2 protein-coding genes are annotated in these 751 nt (G+C 62.7%); one reads left to right on the top strand and one right to left on the bottom strand.

From position 1 onward, the window contains the following. Positions 1-38: 38 nt before the first annotated feature. Complete coding sequence (locus ACG2LG_RS24075) at positions 39-287, bottom strand: hypothetical protein (protein ID WP_396263438.1); 249 nt, start codon at positions 285-287, stop codon at positions 39-41. A 19-nt stretch (positions 288-306) separates the two neighbouring features. Between ACG2LG_RS24075 and ACG2LG_RS24070 the strand changes: the two genes are divergently transcribed. Beyond that, entirely contained in the window at positions 307-657 is a 351-nt protein-coding gene (locus ACG2LG_RS24070) for a winged helix-turn-helix domain-containing protein (RefSeq protein ID WP_396263437.1), read from the top strand. The last annotated feature ends 94 nt before the right edge of the window (positions 658-751 follow it).

The raw sequence follows: 751 nt of genomic DNA, 5'->3' as shown, positions 1-751 counted from the left end.
GGCCTGTTGTGAAGAGAGCCCTACCGGGCAAGTTGATCTTACCGATCCAGACTGCCGCCAACTGCGCAAGGGCGGCAAAACCACCATTGGCTACAGAGGTCGTCGGGGATGAGGTCGAGATCGCCCGAGCGGTAGAGCCCCTCGGTGTGGATCGACACCACCGCGCCGCCCACCAGCACCGAGCGGATGCCGGCTCCCTCCAGATGCCAGGCCACGTAGTGCCACAACTGCTCCTCCGAGCACGTGGCCCAGTCAGGAGGTGACAACTGACTTGAGTCATCGGTCATACGACCTTAAGATCCGGTCATGATTTCGACGGTTCTACAAGATCTTTTCGGGGGCAAGGCTGCGGAGGCGGTACTGCTTTGCCTGTTCCACCAGGGCGAGGCATACGGGCGGGCGGTGTCGCGGGACCTCGGGGTCTCACTCGATTCCGTTCAGCGGCAGCTCGACCGCTTCGAGCGTTCCGGAGCGCTGGTGTGCCAGCGACAGGGCCGGACGCTGATCTACCGGTGGAATCCAAAATCCCGGATCGCAGCGCGGCTCAAAGATCTGGTGGGCGTGGTCTATGATGGGCTCGGCTTGGAAGTGAAGGAAAAGATCTTCCCCCAGCGGCATCACCCGCGGGCAAAGGACAAGCCGGTGATCCAGAGCTAGGCAGCGCGCCGCGACCAACGCGATGGACGACGTGCTGGGGTGAATGGAGGGCGGACACTCCTGTCCGCCGCGTGAACATCACAGATCTGACGAG

Source organism: Haloferula sp. A504, assembly GCF_044385805.1.
In the GTDB taxonomy this organism is placed as follows: domain Bacteria; phylum Verrucomicrobiota; class Verrucomicrobiia; order Verrucomicrobiales; family Akkermansiaceae; genus Haloferula.
This window is presented reverse-complemented; position numbering and strand designations above follow the sequence as displayed.

What these genes read in the sequence shown, in the direction of transcription:
- ACG2LG_RS24075 (WP_396263438.1), bottom strand. Translation starts at nt 287, where the DNA reads ATGACCGATGACTCAAGTCAGTTGTCACCTCCTGACTGGGCCACGTGC.
- ACG2LG_RS24070 (WP_396263437.1), top strand. Translation starts at nt 307, where the DNA reads ATGATTTCGACGGTTCTACAAGATCTTTTCGGGGGCAAGGCTGCGGAG.